The organism is Janthinobacterium sp. BJB301 (genome assembly GCF_002735685.1).
Classification (GTDB): domain Bacteria; phylum Pseudomonadota; class Gammaproteobacteria; order Burkholderiales; family Burkholderiaceae_D; genus Janthinobacterium; species Janthinobacterium lividum.
Genome location: NZ_PDZJ01000005.1, coordinates 51,815 through 68,206, shown reverse-complemented (window position 1 = coordinate 68,206; position 16,392 = coordinate 51,815). Strand labels below are relative to the sequence as shown.

The 16,392-nt window shown below is 63.7% G+C and carries 12 protein-coding genes and 1 tRNA gene; 5 read left to right on the top strand and 8 right to left on the bottom strand.

Going from position 1 to position 16,392, the window contains the following annotated elements; all coding sequences use genetic code 11:
- Window positions 1–64 precede the first annotated feature (64 nt).
- From CSQ91_RS24385 to CSQ91_RS24360, 6 genes are all read right to left on the bottom strand, one after another.
- Entirely contained in the window at window positions 65–673 is a 609-nt protein-coding gene (locus tag CSQ91_RS24385) for a 50S ribosomal protein L25/general stress protein Ctc (protein ID WP_034778340.1), read from the bottom strand.
- A 168-nt stretch (window positions 674–841) separates the two neighbouring features.
- Window positions 842–1,792 (bottom strand): ribose-phosphate pyrophosphokinase, encoded by a 951-nt coding sequence (locus tag CSQ91_RS24380; protein WP_034753270.1) that lies wholly within the window; start codon window positions 1,790–1,792, stop codon window positions 842–844.
- Between the two features lie 150 nt (window positions 1,793–1,942).
- Window positions 1,943–2,019: transfer RNA gene (locus CSQ91_RS24375), tRNA-Gln, on the bottom strand.
- Between the two features lie 78 nt (window positions 2,020–2,097).
- A complete protein-coding gene (gene ispE, locus CSQ91_RS24370; RefSeq protein WP_099389863.1) occupies window positions 2,098–2,982 on the bottom strand; it encodes a 4-(cytidine 5'-diphospho)-2-C-methyl-D-erythritol kinase in 885 nt (294 codons plus the stop codon).
- The gene (locus tag CSQ91_RS24365) at window positions 2,979–3,629 is read right to left on the bottom strand and encodes an outer membrane lipoprotein LolB (RefSeq protein ID WP_099389862.1); all 651 of its coding nucleotides are present in this window, start codon (window positions 3,627–3,629) and stop codon (window positions 2,979–2,981) included. The genes ispE and CSQ91_RS24365 overlap by 4 nt, the downstream gene beginning before the upstream one ends.
- A gap of 61 nt (window positions 3,630–3,690) precedes the next feature.
- Window positions 3,691–5,475: a tetratricopeptide repeat protein gene (locus tag CSQ91_RS24360; protein WP_099389968.1), complete on the bottom strand. Its 1,785-nt coding sequence runs from the start codon at window positions 5,473–5,475 to the stop codon at window positions 3,691–3,693.
- A 168-nt stretch (window positions 5,476–5,643) separates the two neighbouring features.
- Here CSQ91_RS24360 and mutM point away from each other — a divergent pair, with 168 nt between their 5' ends.
- The 5 genes from mutM to CSQ91_RS24335 are packed head-to-tail and all read left to right on the top strand — an operon-like array spanning window position 5,644 to window position 12,060.
- Window positions 5,644–6,480 (top strand): bifunctional DNA-formamidopyrimidine glycosylase/DNA-(apurinic or apyrimidinic site) lyase, encoded by an 837-nt coding sequence (mutM, locus tag CSQ91_RS24355; protein ID WP_070278940.1) that lies wholly within the window; start codon window positions 5,644–5,646, stop codon window positions 6,478–6,480.
- Between the two features lie 33 nt (window positions 6,481–6,513).
- Window positions 6,514–8,415 (top strand): dynamin family protein, encoded by a 1,902-nt coding sequence (locus CSQ91_RS24350; RefSeq protein ID WP_099389861.1) that lies wholly within the window; start codon window positions 6,514–6,516, stop codon window positions 8,413–8,415.
- A 44-nt stretch (window positions 8,416–8,459) separates the two neighbouring features.
- Entirely contained in the window at window positions 8,460–9,635 is a 1,176-nt protein-coding gene (gene mutY / locus CSQ91_RS24345) for an A/G-specific adenine glycosylase (protein WP_099389860.1), read from the top strand.
- Window positions 9,635–11,440, top strand: coding sequence for a sensor histidine kinase (locus CSQ91_RS24340; RefSeq protein ID WP_180278506.1), 1,806 nt, complete (start codon window positions 9,635–9,637; stop codon window positions 11,438–11,440). Before mutY ends, CSQ91_RS24340 begins: the two co-directional genes overlap by 1 nt.
- On the top strand, window positions 11,437–12,060 hold the full coding sequence (locus tag CSQ91_RS24335) for a response regulator transcription factor (protein ID WP_099389858.1): 624 nt from the start codon (window positions 11,437–11,439) through the stop codon (window positions 12,058–12,060). Before CSQ91_RS24340 ends, CSQ91_RS24335 begins: the two co-directional genes overlap by 4 nt.
- On the opposite strand, the gene CSQ91_RS24330 is transcribed toward CSQ91_RS24335, so the two are convergent.
- Together CSQ91_RS24330 and nrfD are read right to left on the bottom strand one after the other, a co-directional pair.
- A complete protein-coding gene (locus tag CSQ91_RS24330) occupies window positions 12,057–15,266 on the bottom strand; it encodes a molybdopterin dinucleotide binding domain-containing protein (protein WP_099389857.1) in 3,210 nt (1,069 codons plus the stop codon). The two genes, CSQ91_RS24335 and CSQ91_RS24330, sit on opposite strands and share 4 nt — an antisense overlap.
- 10 nt (window positions 15,267–15,276) lie before the next feature.
- A complete protein-coding gene (gene nrfD / locus CSQ91_RS24325; RefSeq protein ID WP_099389856.1) occupies window positions 15,277–16,389 on the bottom strand; it encodes an NrfD/PsrC family molybdoenzyme membrane anchor subunit in 1,113 nt (370 codons plus the stop codon).
- Window positions 16,390–16,392: the final 3 nt, after the last annotated feature.

The following is a 16,392-nucleotide window of genomic DNA, read 5'->3' as shown; positions in this document are numbered from 1 at the left end:
AACCCGTCCGGAGCGAACCGGACGGGTTTTTCCTTGCGACTACCGCATAGCTGCGGCGGCAAAATTACTTCTTGTCAGCAACAACTTCAGCAGCAGCGGCTTCAGCAGCAACGTGGCCAGCCGGTACCGAAGCGGTAGCGATGGTCAGGTTGGCGCCGTGGGTGACAGCGGTCACGCCAGCTGGCAGGACCAGGTCGCCAACGTGCAGCGAGTGACCGACGTCGATGTTCGACAGGTCAACGTTGATGAATTCTGGCAGTTGGCCTGGCAGGCACGAAACTTCGATTTCGTTGGCTACGTGGCTGATGGTCGCGCCGTGCAGTTTGACTGCTGGGGAAACGTCAGCGTTGACGAAGTGCAGCGCCACTTTCACGTGGATAGCTTGCTTCGAGTCAACGCGCTGGAAGTCAGCGTGCAGAACCAGTTGTTTGTATGCGTGGACTTGGAAGTCGCGCAACAGAACTTGCTGGGAAACGCCGTCGATTTCCAGGTCCAGGATCGACGAGTGGAACACTTCTTTTTTCAACGCGTGGTACAGGGCGTTGTGATCCAGCGAGATCAGCACCGGGGCTTCAGCGCCACCGTAGACGATACCAGGGGTTTGGCCGGAAATGCGCAGGCGGCGGCTCGCTCCGGAACCTTGCAATTCGCGTTTAAATGCGATAACTTTCATGTGAAACTCCAAGAAGAACAAGGCTTGCGCCTTGTGTTATGAAGACTCCCGCGACCAGGAATCCTCGAAAATGGGGTGCAAAACACCCCGAAAATGAAAACACTGCGGCGCAACAGGCAAAAAGCCGGTCGCGCCGCAGGCATTACGTCTGTTGCTGCTCTTGTCGAATTAATCGATAAAGAGGGAAATAACCGAATCACCCTTGATGATGCGCTTGAACGTCTCGGCCAGCAGCGGCGCGCACGTCAATTGACGGATCTTGCCGCAGGCCAGGGCCGCTTCGGACAGGGGGATCGTATCGGTCACGACCAGCTCATCGAGTGGCGATGCCGAAATACGGTCAATCGCCGGGCCCGACAGCACCGCGTGCGTGCAATACGCCACGACTTTTTTCGCGCCGCGCTCTTTGAGCACTTCGGCAGCCTTGGTCAGGGTACCTGCCGTGTCGACCATGTCATCCATGATCACGCAGTTGCGGCCTTCGACTTCACCGATGATGTTCATCACTTCGGACACGTTCGCTTTTGGACGACGCTTGTCGATAATGGCCAGGTCGCAGCCCAGGCGTTTTGCCAGGGCGCGCGCACGTACCACACCGCCGACGTCCGGCGACACCACCAGCAGGTCCTGGTAGTTTTTCTTTTGCAGGTCGCCCAGCAAAATTGGCGAAGCGTAAATATTGTCGACTGGAATATCGAAGAAACCTTGAATCTGGTCAGCGTGCAAGTCCATGATCAGGACGCGCTCGACACCGGCTTCTTCCAGCATGTTCGCCACCACCTTGGCCGAAATCGCCACACGCGCGGAGCGTGGACGACGGTCTTGGCGGGCGTAGCCGAAGTAAGGAATTGCGGCGGTGATGCGGCCAGCGGAAGCACGTTTCAAGGCATCAACCATCAGCATGATTTCCATCAGGCTGTCGTTGGTTGGAGCACAGGTGGATTGCAAAACAAAAACATCCTTGCCGCGCACGTTTTCGTTAATCTCGACCATTACTTCGCCGTCGGAGAATTTCGAAACGTTTGCTTTACCGAGAGGGATGCCGAGGTTTTTTGCGACCCCCTCTGCCAACGCTGGATTCGCGTTGCCGGTAAAAACCATCAGGTTTTCGTAAGCCATGGGAGTCCCAAGAGGTGATATAGAAGTCTTGAAAAGCACTAACCGGGCATAGGCCCGGTCAGTCATTGTTTAGAATATGCCGCGTGGCAACATATCTGCTTTTTCCCGCACTGGACGCCAACTTCGCATCGACAGACTACGGTGAAATGGTGGCAGGGGAAGAAGGATTCGAACCTTCGCATGCTGGAATCAAAATCCAGTGCCTTAACCAGCTTGGCGATTCCCCTACGTTACTGACTGCTTGCCGTCATGTTGGCCAGTATTATACCGACTATTTGACGCTAAGCAAAATCTTTTTTTGCTCTCTACAACATGGTGAGCATCGGGTGGCGGCTCAGCGCTTTTGCCTTCCAGGCGATCCAGACTGGTGGCACATTGCTGAGCACCGCATCCGCTTCTTCCTGACTGCCAAACGCACTGAATACACAAGCACCGGAGCCAGTCATCCTGGCCTCACCGTAAGCACCCAGCCATTCTACCGCATCTGCTACCGGCTTGAAAAGACTGCATGCCACTTGCTGTAAATCATTCTTGCCAAACCCGCCCGCATCGTTTCCTTCTGCGAGGTGCCTGGAAAAGTCCGCTATTGTGACGGGTTCGGTATTTCTCGTCAAGCCTTCCGCGCAAAAAATTGCGGCGGTCGGCACTTGCACGCCCGGCTCGATCACCACGTACCAGCATTCGGGCGTGGCGACGGGCTGCAAGGCCTCGCCCACGCCTTCGGCAAAGGCGTTTTCGCCAAAGATGAAAAACGGGATATCGGCACCCAGCGGCAAGCCCAGCGCCATCAATTCCTCGCGGCTCAAGCCCGCCTGCCACAGGCGGTTCAATGCCATCAGGGCCGTGGCCGCATCGGATGAACCGCCGCCGAGTCCGCCCCCCATGGGCAGCACCTTGTCGATGGCGATATCGACGCCACGCGGCAAGGCGCCCGTGCGGCGCAGCGCTTCCGCCTGCAGCAGCTTGGCGGCGCGGATGATCAAATCCTGTTCTTCCGGCACGCCGGCCAGTGCCGTCACACGGCGGATCAGCGCGTCGTCGCGCAGCGCGAAGTGCAAGGTGTCGCCATGGTCGAGCAACTGGAACACCGTCTGCAGCAGATGGTAGCCATCGGCGCGGCGGCCGTTGACGTGCAAAAAGAGGTTCAGCTTGGCGGGAGCCGGGCAGTTATTCAGGGTAGTCAACGTCATTGTGCTTGAGCGGATGGGGCGGGATCGAGCACGATGCGCAGCGAGACGGCATCGGCCTGCGCGCTGGCATTGCGTTCGGCATCGATACGCCGCGGTTGGGGCAAGGCGCCCGGTGTCTTGTCGGCCGCATTTTGCCCTACTTCTTGCCACGACACATAGCGCAAGCGCCAGCCATCTTTCGTGGTGACGCTGTCGTTCGCCGGCGAAGCGACGAAACGCTTGCCATCGGCGCCCACGGCATAGCCTTGCAGCCAGTCGCGCAAGCCCGACACGGGCAAGGACCAGCCCAGCATCTGCGCGCTCAGGGTATCGACATCGGGCGCGCTGCGCGGCGCCTTGCCGCTCTGCGTCAATACGGCTTGCTGCGGCGTGACGGCAATCGTCGCCAGCGTACTGCCGACAGGCGAATACAGGGTCACGTCCGTGCGCTGCGCCGTCTGTTGCCAGTTGAAATTGACGGTGGCCGATTCAGGCTTGTCATCCTTCTGGTACACGACGTTCAGGCGGCCCGTCAGTTCCACCTGTTCGCGGTAAGGCGCGACGGCATTACCGGACGGCGCGGCGCCGGACGAAAAGGGGGAAGTCAGGGTCGAGCAGGCCGAGAGGGACAGGCACAGGACGGTCAGGGGCAAGAAATGTTTGAACATGGGCAAAAGGAAAAACCAGCGCCATGGCGCTGGTTTTTTATAGTTGAGTTAATCGATTCAATCACAAACTGACATTCAAGCGCGCCAGCGTACTTTTCAGCGCATCGTTTTTCGGGTCCTTGCCCTGCGCCTCGCGCCACAGCTTTTGCGCTTCGGCCTTGTCGCCCTTCTGCCACAGCACTTCGCCCAGGTGGACGGCGATTTCCGGATCGCTGCGTACGGCATAGGCGCGGCGCAGCGCATTTTCCGCAGCAGCCAGGTTGCCCATGCGGAACTGCACCCAGCCCATGCTGTCCATGATGAACGGGTCGCCCGGCGCCATCTGCAAGGCTTTTTCGATCAGCGCATGGGCTTCCTCAAGGCGGATGCCCCGTTCGGCCAGCGAGTAGCCCAGGGCGTTATACGCATGCTGATTGTCGGGCGCCAGCGCCATCACGCGGCGCAGGCTCGCTTCCATCAGCTCGAGTTTATCCAGGCGCTCGGCCAGCAGGGCGTAGTCGTACAGCAGTTCCGGATTGTCGGGGAAGCGCAGCAAGGCGTTTTCCAGCACCGTGTAGGCGCTTTGCACATAGCCGGCATCGCGCAGGAATTGCGCGTCGACCAGCAGCACCTGCGCCTGGCTTGCCGGATCGTCCGTTTCGATTTCCGTCAGCGCCTTGCGTGCCGCATCGAGATTGCCGCCGCGGGCGATCAGCTGGGCGCGGCGCAAGCGCGCCTCGACATAGCCGGCGGAAGCGCTGTTGTCGACCTTGTCCAGCCAGGCGATGGCGCCGGCCGTGTCGCCGCGCGTCTCGGCGATCTGCGACAGTATCATCAGGGCCTTGAACGGATCGCGCGCGTCGCCAGGATTTTTATCCAGCACGGCCAGGAAGCGCTTGAAGTACTGCTCCGCACCCTTGGTGTCTTCCAGCTGCAGCGCCACGATGCCCAGCGCATACAGGCCCCCCACGTTATCGGGCTGGCTTTTCAGCAGCAGCAGGAACTGGTCGCGCGCCGGCTCCAGCTGTTTTTGCTCGACCAGCAGGCGCGCATACGCGCCGCGCACTTCGACGGCATCGGGATTCTTTTGCAGGAAAGTGGCCAGCACCTTGCCTGCCGCCTCGGGCTCGCCCGTCACCTGCGCCAGGGTCAGCGCGGCCAGCTCGGAGTTCGGCTTGATGGCCAGCGCCTTGTTCGCTTCGCCGATGGCGCGCTCGCGCTCGCCGAGCGACAGGGCGCCCTGCGCCAGCACCAGGTGGGCTTCGAACATGTCCAGGTAGGGCTGCACCAGGCGCGTCACCATCGCGTAGGCATACAGCTTGTCATTCGCCCGCGACAGGATCTGCTGCATCTGGAACAGGGCCACGCCGCGCGCGCCCTGCGGCGCATTGGCCAGGCGCTCGGCAAAAATCGGTTCCGCTTCTTCGATCTTGTCCGTCAATACGACGAAGCCGAGGAAGAACTGGGTCGCCTCATCGGATTCGGGCGCCAGGTCGCGCCACAGGCGGATGGCCGCCAGCGCCTCGCCGCCCTGCTTGGCGGCCAGCGCCATTTCGGCAGCGCGGCGCGCCAGGCGCGGGTCGCGCGTCTGCTGCGCCGCCACCATCATCGTCACGTACGGCCCTTGCCACTGGCCGCTCTTGAATTCCATTTCCGCCTTGGTCAGCTTGTACAGCAAATCGCTGCTCAACTCGACCTTGGGCAGCTTCTCGCCCTTGGCGTCGTCGCCGGACTCGGTACCGGGCGCTTGCGGCGCAGCGGCCGCAGCGGGACTGGCCGCCCCATCGACAGGGGCAACAGGCGTCTGTGCCATGGCATGCGTGGCCATCAGGGCGGACAAGGTTACAATGGCGAAAGCGTTTTTCAAAGGCTGATCCTGGCTGAACGGCAAAGTTTGATTCTACGCCCAACGCGGCTATCGCGTACTTCACGTATGTAACGAAATATATACGTCGTGGCGGCGTAGCGCGCCCGGGCCCGCCGTCCGCCGGCAACCCGCCTGTTTTTTTACCCGGTTTTCCACCATTCGAGCCCTATGCCAGAATTGCCAGAAGTCGAAGTCACACGGCGCGGTGTCGCGCCCCATCTCGAAGGCCGCGCCGTGCGCTCCGTCGTGCTGCGCCGCGACGGCCTGCGCTGGCCCTTCCCCCCTGCCCTGGGCGAACAACTGTCGGGGCAAACCATCGGCCTGACGGGGCGGCGCGGCAAATACCTGCTGATCCACTTCCGCCACGGCACCCTGATCATCCACCTGGGCATGTCGGGCCATCTGCGCGTGCTGCCGACGGGGACGGAGGCGCAAAAGCACGACCATTTCGACCTCGTCGTGGAAGACGCGGAAGGCGGCAGCCAGGTGCTGCGCATGACGGATCCGCGCCGCTTTGGCGCCGTGTTGTGGCACGACGAGGCCGACGGCCCGCTGGACGGCCACACGCTGCTGCGCGGCCTGGGCACGGAACCGCTGGAAGGCGGCTTCACGGGCCAGCTGCTGTTCGAGAAAACGCGCAACAAGGGTACCAATATCAAGCAGGTGCTGATGGCGGGCGACATCGTCGTCGGCGTGGGCAATATCTATTGTTCCGAAAGCCTGTTCCGCGCGGGGATCAACCCGAAGACGCCAGCCCGGCGCATCGGCCTGGCCCGCTATGAAAAACTGGCGCAATCGATCCGCGACGTGCTGGCAGAAGCCATCGTGCAAGGCGGCAGCACCCTGCGCGACTTCATCGGCGTGAACGGCCAGTCCGGCTACTTCCAGCAGACGTATTTCACGTACAACCGTGCGGGCAAGCCATGCCGCGTGTGCGGCGCGCCGATCCGCCAGATCGTCCAGGGACAGCGTTCCACGTTTTACTGCGTGAATTGTCAAAAGTAACGTAACCACACTCACACTCACGGAGGGAGCCAGATGGTCAGGGACCTGGAACAATACAGCGCATGGCGGCAGGACGTACAGGCCGCCTTGCAGGCATACCGGCAAGCCGCCAGCGCGGCGGGCCTGGTCGACGGCGCCTCCGCGCTGCGCCTGGCGCGCTGTGGCTCCCGCCTGGCCGATGACCGTTTATCGGTCGCCTTCGTGGCGGAATTCTCGCGCGGCAAATCCGAGCTGATCAACGCCATCTTCTTTGCCGGCTACGGCCAGCGCATCCTGCCCTCGGGCGCGGGCCGCACCACCATGTGCCCCACCGAGCTGCTGTACGACGCGGCCTGGCCGCCATCGATCCGGCTGCTGCCCATCGAGACGCGCGCGCAAAACCTGTCGACCAGCGACTACCGCGACCTGCCCGCCGCCTGGACCGTCCTGCCCCTGAATATCGAGGCGGGCGGCGACATGCAGGAAGCCATCCGCCAGGTCAGCCTGACGAAAAAAGTCGGCATCGAGGAGGCGGCACGCTACGGCCTGTACGACGCCGACGATGCGGACGCCCACGCCATGCTGGACGAGGACGGCCAGGTGGAAATCTCCATGTGGCGCCACGCCATCATCAACTTCCCCCATCCGCTGCTGAAGCAGGGCCTGGTGATCCTCGACACGCCGGGCCTGAACGCCATCGGCACGGAACCGGAACTGACCCTGAACCTGATCCCGAATGCGCACGCGGTGCTGTTCATCCTGGCGGCCGACACGGGCGTCACGCGCAGCGACATCGAGGTATGGCGCAACCATATCGGCGCCGGCGCGGGGCGTCTGGTGGTGCTCAACAAGATCGACAGCATGTGGGATGAGTTGCGCGGCGATGCCGAGGTGGCGCAAGCCATCGAACGCCAGCAGGCCAGCGTGGCGCACCTGCTGATGCTGGATGCTGGCCAGGTGTTTCCCGTCTCGGCGCAAAAGGCCCTGGTGGGCAAGATCAACCAGGACGCGGCGCTGCTGGAAAAGAGCCGCTTGCAGGCGCTGGAGACAGCCCTGTTCGAGGAGCTGATCCCCGCGCGCAAGGACATCATCCGGCGCCAGCTGGCGTTCGACCTGGATGCAATCGAAGCGGCGCAGCAGGTGCAGGCGGCGGCACGCGCGCGCGGCATCGCCGAGCAGTTGCACGAGCTGCACAGCCTGCGCGGCAAGAACCAGAGCGTGATCGCGCACATGATGCGCCGCATCGATATCGAGAAGAAGGAATTCGACAGCAGCCTGTTCAAGCTGCAAGCGACGCGCGCCGTGTTTACCCGCCTGTCGACAGAGCTGTACACGAGCCTGGGCATGGATATCGTGCGCGACGATATCGATGGCGTGCGCACGGCCATGCAGCGCAGCCGCTTTTTCACGGGCTTGCGCGAAGCCGTGCGCCAGTACTTTGAGCGCATCGGCAGCAACCTGGACCGCTCGGAAGGCAAGACGGCCGAGATCACGGAAATGATGAACGTGATGTACCGCAAATTCGCCACCGAACATGGCCTGGCGCTGGCCTTGCCGATGCCGTTTTCGCTGGCCCGCTACCGCCAGGAAATCGCCGACATCGAAGCCGTCTACCATAAGCAGTTCGGCACGGCGACCCTGCTCACCACCAGCCGGGTCGTGCTGATGGAGAAATTCTTCGACACCATCGCCTCGCGCGTGCGCCGCAGCTTCACCAACGCCAACGACGACGCCAGCGCCTGGCTGAAAGTCATCATGGCGCCGCTCGAAGCGCAGATCGTCGAGTACAAGGAACAGCTGAAACTGCGCTTTGCCTCGATCCAGCGCATTCACGACGCCACGGGCAGCCTGGAACAGAAAATCGCCGGCTTTGAAGCCAGCCTGGCGGCGCTCGAACGCGACAAGGCCCAGCTGGCGCAATTGCTCGCTGCCTTGCGCGCCGCCAGCGCAAGCTGAGCGCAACATCAGCAACATCAAACAACAGAACACTGGAACCCTGCATGAAACGTCTGCTGCATCCGCTCTCGCCCGCCACGGGCGCGGCACCTTTAGAAGACTATATCGACCCTAGTTTTTCCGCCACCGTCATCGCCTGGCAAAAGCAGCATGGCCGCCATGCGCTGCCATGGCAAAACACGCGCGACGCCTATTTGATCTGGCTGTCCGAAATCATGCTGCAGCAAACGCAGGTCACCGCCGTACTCGGCTACTACGCGCGCTTCCTCGAACGCTTTCCTACCCTGCGCGATTTGGCGGCAGCCCCCGTGGAAGACGTGATGGCGCAGTGGAGCGGCCTCGGTTACTACACGCGGGCGCGCAACCTGCACAAGTGCGCGCAGCGCGTGGTCGCCGAATACGATGGCATCTTCCCCAGCGACCCGGCCCTGCTGGCCGACCTGCCCGGCATCGGCCGCTCGACGGCGGCCGCCATCTCCGCGTTTTCCAGCGGCACGCGCGCAGCCATCATGGACGGCAACGTCAAGCGCGTCTTTGCGCGCACGTTTGGCATCGACGCCTATCCCGGCGAAAAACGCGTCGAGGAAGCCATGTGGCGCCGCGCCGAAGCACTGCTGCCCGCAGCGGGAATAGATTCAGGCATCGAAGCCTACACACAGGGCCTGATGGACTTTGGCGCCACCCTGTGCACGCGCAGCAGTCCCGATTGCGGCCGCTGTCCGCTGCAGCCGCGCTGCGTGGCCTACGCCACCGGCCGCACCAAGGATCTGCCCGTGCGCAAACCGAAGAAAACCAGCCCGGAAAAACACGCCGTCATGCTGGTCATCATCGACGACGGCAAGGTGCTGCTGGAGCAGCGCCCGGGCTCGGGCATCTGGGGCGGCTTGCTGTCCTTGCCCGAACTCGATGGCCACGTGCTGGCCGGCGAGGACTGTCCGCGCGACATCGACCAGGATGCGCTGGCGCGCGCCGTGGCGCCATTCGGCCAGATCGAAACGCAGGAACGGCTGCTGCCCATCGTGCACGTGTTTACCCACTACAAGCTGCACATCGTTCCCTGCCGCATCACCCTGGCGCGGCGCCTGGCGCTGGCCGGAGAGTCCACGCACGTCTGGTACGACGGCGCGAAAATCGCGGACGCGCCACTGCCAGCGCCCATCAAGAAACTGCTGCTGGACCTGTTCGGCGATGCGCGTTCGGCGCAGCGCAGCATGTTCTAGTGCGGCGTTTTTTACTCTTCGCACTGACGGCGCTGTGTCTGCACGGCGCCCACGCGGCTGACGAGCTACCGGAGGTACGCATCGGTGTACTGGCCTACAAGGGCGGCGACGCCGTGCAGCAGGACTGGTCGTACGTGACGCGCCACCTGCAGGCCAGCATTCCCGGCATCCGTTTCATCCTGGCCGACTACGACCAGGCGGGCCTCACGCGCGCCGTGCAGTCGCAGGCCATCGCCTTTGCCATCACCAGCAGCGGCCATTACGTGGCGCTCGAACACAGCGACGGCGCCAGCCGCATCGCCACCCTGGAATCGCCGTGGACGGATTCTCCGCGCCAGGCCATCGGTTCGGCCATCGTCGTACGCAGCACCTCGCCGCTGCACGATCTGGCCGACCTGGCGGGCAAGAACGTGATGGCCGTGGCGCCCGACGCCTTCGGCGGTTACCAGATCGCCGCGCGCGAATTGCGCGAAGCGGGCATCGATCCCACGCATGATTTTGCCAGCCTGCGCTACAGCGGTTTCCCCTCGCAGCAGATCATCGACGCCGTGCGGTCAGGGCACATGGATGGGGGCATCGTGCGCACCTGTTTGCTGGAACAGATGGTGGCGCGCGGCGAAGTGCGGACCGATGAACTGCGCGTGATCACCACGCGCCCGATTCCCGGGTTTCGCTGCGCCAGCTCGTCGCGGCTGTATCCGGACTGGCCCTTCGTGGCCCTGCGCCAGACGCCGCCCGCGCTGGCGAAAAAAGTGGCGCAGGCCCTGCTGGCCATGCCGCGCACAGATGAAGGCTACAGCTGGACGGTGCCCAGCGATTACCAGATCGTCGATGAGCTGTTCCGCGACTTGCGCATCGGCCCCTACGCTTACCTGGACAAGCTGACGTTCGAGACGGCGCTGCGCCGCTACTGGGGCTGGATGCTGCTGGTGCTGGCCCTGCTCGTGGCCTGGGCCGTGCACACGGTGCGCGTGGAATACCTGGTCAGCCGGCGCACGGAGCAATTGCGCGCCGCCCAGCATCAGCAGCGCGCGCTGGAAGAGCAGGCACGCCAGCGCCAGGCCACGCTCGACCACACGGCGCGCCTGGCGATCCTGGGCGAGATGGCCAGCGCCATCGCGCACGAATTGAACCAGCCGCTGGCAGCCATCGGCAATTTCGCGCGCGGCATGGCGCGCCGCATCACGGCGGGCCGGCTCGATGCGGCGCCCCTGCTCGACGGCGCGCAGGAAATCGCCACGCAAAGTGAACGCGCGGGCGCCATCATCCGCCACATCCGCGCGATGGCGCGAAAGCGTCCCGCGCACAGCACGGCCTTCGCCCTGGCCGACGCCGTCGAGCAAGCGGTATCGCTGTTCCGCGCGGCCCATCCGCAAGCGAGGATAGCCTGGCGCCACGAGACGGTCAGCGCCGCACCGCGCGTGCTGGCCGACCCGCAGCAGGTCCAGCAGGTGCTGCTCAATCTGCTCAAGAATGCGCTCGATGCGCAGGTAGAAAACGGCAATCCGCAGCACGCCATCGGCGTGCTGCTGCACCGCGAAAACGGCGCCTGCACGGTGGCCGTGCGCGACGCGGGCTGCGGCCTGCCGACGGCGCAGATGGCGCGCCTGTTCGAACCGTTTTTTACCACCAAGGCCGAAGGCCTGGGACTGGGCATGTCGCTCAGCAAAAGCATCATCGAATCGTTCGGCGGCAGCCTGTCGGCACATGCCAATGCCGATGCGCCGGGCTTGACGGTCTGGTTCCGCCTGCCCGAAGATACCGGCATGGACGCACACAAGGAAATACAAGAGGAAACACCATGAATGAAAGCGATGCGATCATCTTTGTCGTCGACGACGACGCCGCCATGCGCCGCTCGCTGGCCTATCTGTTCGATTCGGCCGGCTGGCAAGTGCAGACGTTTGAATCGGCACGCGATTTCCTGCAGCGCTACGATGACCATGTGCCCGGCTGTCTGCTGCTCGACGTGCGCATGCCCCTGATGAGCGGACTGGAACTGCAACAGGAGTTGAATAATAAGACCGGGCACGCCATATCGCTGCCCGTGATTTTCCTCAGCGGCCACGGCGACCTGGCCATGGCCGTGCAGACGATGAAGGCGGGCGCCTGCGATTTTCTGGAAAAGCCGTGCAAGGACCAGGTATTGCTGGACGCCGTCTCGCGCGCCGTGGCCCGCAGCGTGGAAGAAAGCCGCAGCGCCGCCAGCGCGAATACGGCGCAATCGGCGCTGGCCAGGCTCACCGCGCGCGAGCGCGAAGTGGCACTGCTGATGGCCGAAGGCAAAGCCTCGAAAGTCATCGCCCGCGAGCTGGGCATCAGCGACAAGACGGTGCAGGTGCACCGCCATAACACGATGGAAAAACTGGGCCTGCATTCGGCAGCCGAGGTAGCCCGGCTGCTGATGGCAGGTGGCCAGATCTAGGCCCGCACGATGCGCGCCGGCAGTCCCTGCCGCACCGACGTGCCCGAGACAGGATCGACAAACACGTTCTTGTCGCCGCGGCTCGGGTCCGTCAGCCCCAGGTCGTTCAGGTTGATGCCAGCGCCGATGGCCGGCTCGTCGGGCTGGCGCAGCTTGCCGATGCGGTGCGCACGCGCGCCATGCTCCTTGTGGCCGAAACCGTGTTCGATGGCGATCACGCCCCGCTGCACGCCATGGCGCAGCATCACCGTCGCCCTGGCCCTGCCGCCCGGCGTTTCCAGATAAATCTCGTCGCCATTTTCCAGCTTCAGCCGCGCCGCGTCGTCGGGATGCACGGCGACGGGGTTGTCCGGATGGATGCCGCGCAAGCGCCGCGCGCCTATGCTGTAGGAGTTCTGCAGCGCCGATTTAAAGCTGATCAACTCGAACGGCCACTCGCTGGCCGGATAGGTTTTGCGCACGGGCGTGCCGTCGGCAAACGCCGCCACTCTCCACGCGGGCGTGCCGGGGAAACGCTTGCCGCTCAAGCTGTTCTTGCTCACGCCCAATCCCTCGTTGTACAGCATCATCGGTTTCAGATAGCGGTGCGTGGACCAGTCCTGCGGATACGGCGTCTCGTCGATCACGGGTGCAGGCGCTGCCGGCGCCTTGGGATTCGCCGGCGGCGGCAAACGCAGGCCGAACATCTCGCCATAGCTCTGGTAGCGCCCTCCCCGCGCCAGCATGAAGGCCACCTTGCGCCACTCTTCCGGCTTCAGGGTGCGCTCCAGTTCAGGGCGGATGCGCGCCACGCCGGACAAATCGATATCGTCGTCGCTGGCCTCCGGCACGGATGTTTTGCCTTGCCAGGCGATGTTGGCGCCGCCGCGCAGATACCAGTCTTCCGCGCGCAGCAAGGGGAAGCGCTGGCCATCCATGTCCTGCAAGGCTTCCGGGCCGAAGCCGGGCAAGGCCATCGTCTTTGCCAGCGCGATGAAGAACGATTCCATGCAGATGGTCTGGCCGTCCGGCGTCTTTTGCACGCGCGGTTCGACCACGGGCCAGCGCGCCGTGCTCATTTTGACAGGCATGCCGCCCCAGGCGCCGGCCCAGCCCCAGCTTTCATACAGCAAGGTGTCGGGCAGCAGGTAGTCGGCAAAGGCCGAGCTTTCATTGATGAAGGGGTCGATGGCGACGATCAGGGGGATCTTCTTCGGATCGGCCAGTTCTTTGCCGATCTGCGCGCGCAAGCCCGTGATGCCGTAGACAGGATTACAGCTCCACAGGATCAGCGCCTTCAGGGTGTACGGGTAGCCGTTCATGGCGCTGGTGAGCCATTCTGTCGCCAGCGCGGGCGCGTTCGGATACCACGGCGCCTTCGCCGGATACGCCTTGCCCGCTTCTTTCTTCAGCTTGAATTCCGAGGTTTTTTCATATGGCACATTACGTCCGATCGGCATGCCGGCCGCCTTGATCTCGCCGTCGAAACTCTCAAGGTTATAGCGCGGACCGGGTCCCGCATCCTTGAAGCTGCCGCCGTTGACGAGAGTGCCGCCCTTGCGGTTCAAATTGCCGATCAGGGTGTTGAGCATGACCAGCGCGTACGCGTTATAAAAGCCGGCGCCCGACATCATGCCGCCGTGCGCATTGACGGCAGCGCGCTTGCCATGGCTGGTCAGTTCCTGCGCCAGGCCTTCGATGATGTCGCGCGCGATGCCGCAGGCGGCCGCATAATCATCCATGCTGTGGCGCTGCGCTTCCTCGTTGAGCATCGTCATGGCCGTCTTCAGGTGCAGCGGCGCGCCGGCCACGTCCAGCGGGCCCTCGAAGAACAGGCGCGCTTCGCCCTTGGCGGCATTGTGCGGCACGATGGCTTGGGTGGCGGCGTCGATTACGCAGAAGGCGTCACCATCCTTGTAGCGCTCTTCTTCCGCCAGTTCCACCGCACCGATATCGGACGCGCGCAGGTAGCGGCCATCGCGCGGATGGCCCTTCTCGTTGATGATCAAATGCGTGGCGTTGCACCAGGCGGCTTCGCCCGCCGCTTCCGCCACCTTCAGGTTCGGCTGCACGAGGAAGTTGCGGTCATAGCGTTCGTGCTCGATGATCCAGCGGATCATGGCCATGGCCAGCGCGCCATCCGTGCCCGGCTTGATCGGTACCCAGCGGCTGCGGTCGCCCGCGGCCAGGCTGTCCGCATTCGTCAGCACGGGGTCGACGACGACGTAGCTGAATTCGCGCTTGCCCGAGCGGGCTTTCGCGATCAGGGTGCCCTGGCGCTTGAACGGGTTGCCCGCATTGCCCGGCGCCGTGCCGACGAAAATGCAGAACTCCGTGTTTTCCAGGTCCACTTTCGCGTGCGGCATTTTCTTCATGTCGCCGAACATGGCGCCCGAGCCGCTGCGGTAGGCGCCGCCGCAATACGAGCCGTGATTGACCAGGTTCAAACTGCCGTACGACTGCTTGAAAAAACGCGTGCCAAACGCCAGGCGGCCATCGTCGGTGCTGCACATCAGGCCCACCTGGTTCACTTGCGGGCCCAGTTCCGGCTGCGCCGGATCGATCGGTTTTTCCAGCTCGCGCAAGGCGCGCAGCCCCTGCACGTGGCCTTCGCCAAACAGGTCGCCGCCTTCCGTCACTTCCTTCACCAGCTGGTCGAAGGCGATCGGTTCCCACTGGCCGCCCCCGCGCGGTCCCACGCGCTTCATGGGCGCCAGCACGCGGAACGGCGACTCCATCTGTTCCAGCACGCCATTGCCGCGGCCGCAAGCCGTGGAGCGCCCTTTCAAGCCCTGCTCCTGGAAGCGCGACAGCGAGACAAAGCTGTCGCGTACCGAGGTTTGATATGGCAGCGCCGGGTCGGCCGACAGGGGGCTGTAGGGATTGCCCGCCACGCGCAGCACCTTGCCGCTTTTCTTGTCGAGGCGCACGCGCACGCCGCAAAACGTGGTGCAGCCCATGCACATGGTGTAGCTCACCTGCTGGTCGGGATTGACCGTCAATTTCCCCGTCGCCGTGTCGACGGAAAACTCGGGTTGCAGGGAATTGCCATGCAGTTTCTGCACGGGTTTATCCTTGCCCAGCGCATGGTCGACCATGCGGCCGGCCGTGGTGGAAAAGCTGGCGGCAAATGCGGCCAGCCCGCCGCCGATGGCGCCGTAGCGCAGCAGCTTGCGGCGTTTTTCGTTCTCGTCTTCAGGGACGTCGTTGTGTATGTGTTCGTTCATTGTTGACTCCTCAGTGCGTGGCCATGGCAGGACGGGGGCGTGCAGCGACGACGCGTCCGGCCCATGGCAAAAATTCCAGCATCAGCAACAGCAGCGCGATCCACAGGCCGGCCGTGCCGATAATCCCCATCAAGCCATCGTTCCCCATCGGCAAGTGGTAGTCGTACAGGCCCGCGCCCGTCTTCGGGATCGTCTGGCCGCCGATGAAAATCGTCCAGCGCATCATCCAGGCGCTATGCAGCGCGATCAGGCCATTGACCAGGCCACTGCTGGCCGGGCGCCAGATGGCCAGGGCCATCGGCACGATGGACGACAGCACGGCCCAGACTGCGGTGAACTGCCATTGCGGCATGCCCGCCACCTGGGTGAATGCCATGCTGTGGCTGGCGCTCACGCCGGAAAGGCTGACGAACAGCCAGCCGCCGCCCAGCGCCAGCACCAGCGCCAGCGACAGGGCCAGCGCGCGGTTCAAGGACACCTCCAGCGCCTGGTCGCGGCCCGGCAGGAAGCGGTTGAACAGCAGCGCCAGGCCCACCGCCCCGACAAAGGCCGTGGCGGCAAATTGCGCCGGCAGGAAAGGCGTGAACCACAGGGGCCTGGCACGCACCACCATCACTTCCATGCCCGTGTACAGGCCCACGACAAAGGCGGCCAGCAAGGTGAAGGCGGCAGCGGCAATGATGGCCTTGCGCGATGCGGCGCCACCGCGCCCCAGCAGGCGATAGGCAAAGGCCAAACGGTCCTGGCCCTGTCCCCGCGCAGCGAAGTCCACGCGCAGCGCCAGCCACGCGTACAGCATCAAACAGCCCAGATACAGGGGAATGAAGAACGCGCCCCACGACATCCACGACTGCGGCTGGAAGTAAAGATAGAAGTGATAGAAGCGGCCCGGCCCGTGCAAGTCGGCCAGCAGCGCCACGGGCGCCGTCATGCCGCAGACGAGGGACGCCAGCAGCGCTATGCGCCCCAGGCGTTCGTACGCCTTGCGGCCGAAGACGAAGTACGGCAAGGTCAGCATGAAGCTGCCATAACTGAGGCCGATGAGGAAAAAATACTGCACCGCCCACGGCAGCCATGCCGCTTCGCGCGTGACGTTAACAATTTCGGTGATGTGGCTGTCCATGGT